This is a genomic window from Rhodopseudomonas sp. B29 (genome assembly GCF_000333455.1).
GTDB lineage: Bacteria > Pseudomonadota > Alphaproteobacteria > Rhizobiales > Xanthobacteraceae > Rhodopseudomonas.
This window is the reverse complement of the sequence record NZ_BADD01000603.1, coordinates 1-1,702: the sequence shown is the minus strand read 5'-3', so window position 1 is coordinate 1,702 and position 1,702 is coordinate 1. Positions and strand designations below refer to the sequence as shown.

Sequence of the window (1,702 nt, the reverse complement as noted above, 5' to 3'; positions counted from 1 at the left end):
TGAAGTCCGAATAGCAAGTCGGTCGATCGACCGGATGTCAGCTGGTGTTGGTCAGATCGCCTCGGCGCCCGAGATGATCTCGATCAGTTCCTTGGTGATCATCGCCTGTCGCGTGCGGTTGTAGATCAGGGTCTGCTTCCTGATCATGTCGCCCGCGTTGCGGGTGGCGTTGTCCATCGCGCTCATCTGCGCGCCGTAGAACGAGGCGTTGTTCTCGAGCAGCGCCCGGAAGATCTGCACCGCGAGATTGCGCGGCAGCAGCGTCGAGAGGATTTCGTCCTCTTCCGGCTCGTACTCGTAGGACGTGGCGACGGCGCCCGCGGCCGGCTTCTCGACCACCAGCGGGATCAGCTGCTGGGCAGTCGGGACCTGGGAAATCACCGACTTGAAGCGCGAATAGAACAGCGTGCAGACGTCGAACTCGCCGTTGTTGAAGCGGGTGATCACCTTCTTGGCGATGTCCTCGGCGTTGACGAAGCCGATCTGGCGCACCGAGCGCAGCTCGACGTTCTCGATGATCTGCTTGTCGAAGGTGCGGCGAAGCTGCTCGTAGCCCTTGCGGCCGACGCAGAAGAACTTGACCTGCTTGCCCTGGTTCATCAGCGCCAGCGCGCGCTCGCGGGCAAGCCGCACGATCGAGGAATTGAACGCACCCGACAGGCCGCGCTCGCCGGTGCAAACCAGCAGCAGGTGAACCTGATCCTTGCCGGTGCCAGCCAGCAGCACCGGGCCGCCGGGCGAGCCCGCCGCAGCGCCGGCGATGTTGGAGATCACCGCATCCATCTTCTCGGCATAAGGCCGGGCCGCTTCGGCCGCGGTCTGAGCGCGGCGCAGCTTCGAGGCCGCCACCATCTGCATCGCCTTGGTGATCTTCTGCGTCGCCTTGGTCGAGGCGATGCGGACGCGCATGTCTTTAAGTGAAGCCATTCTCAGTCCACCCCGGCGATCAGATCGGCGACCCGACCGCAAACCTCACATTCGTCATGCCCGGGCTCGTCCCGGGCATTCAACTTCTCGGATTTTCAAGCGCTAAGACGTGGATGGCCGGGACAAGCCCGGCCATGACGACTTAGGCGAAGGTCTTGGCGTAGCCCTCGACGACCGCCTTGAGCTTGGCGGCAGTGTCGTCGGAGAGGTCGCGGCTGGTGCGGATCGAGTCGAGAATGGCCGACTCCTTGCCGCGCAGCAGCGACAGCAGGCCGTCTTCGAACGCGCGAACCTTGTTGAGCGGCAGCGCATCGAGATAGCCGTTGACGCCGGCGTAGATCACCGCGACCTGCTCTTCCATCTTCAGCGGCGAGAACTGCGGCTGCTTCAGGAGCTCGGTCAGGCGCGAACCGCGGTTCAGCAGGCGCTGGGTCGAGGCGTCGAGATCGGAGCCGAACTGCGCGAACGCCGCCATTTCGCGGTACTGCGCCAGCTCGCCCTTGATCTTGCCGGCGACCTTCTTCATCGCCTTGGTCTGCGCCGACGAACCGACGCGCGAAACCGACAGACCAACGTTCACGGCCGGGCGGATGCCCTGGAAGAACAGGTCGGTTTCCAGGAAGATCTGGCCGTCGGTGATCGAGATGACGTTGGTCGGGATGTAGGCCGACACGTCGTTGGCCTGGGTTTCGATGACCGGCAGCGCGGTCAGCGAGCCCAAGCCGTGATCTTCGTTGAGCTTGGCGGCGCGCTCGAGCAGGCGGGAGTGCAGATA

At 64.0% G+C, this 1,702-nt stretch carries 1 protein-coding gene and 1 pseudogene; both read right to left on the bottom strand.

Annotated elements, in window-relative coordinates; genetic code table 11:
* Window positions 1–51: 51 nt before the first annotated feature.
* A complete protein-coding gene (locus I5M_RS21795; RefSeq protein WP_022723343.1) occupies window positions 52–927 on the bottom strand; it encodes a F0F1 ATP synthase subunit gamma in 876 nt (291 codons plus the stop codon).
* Window positions 928–1,069: 142 nt separating this feature from the next.
* A pseudogene (locus I5M_RS21790) lies at window positions 1,070–1,702 on the bottom strand (F0F1 ATP synthase subunit alpha); the annotation flags it as partial.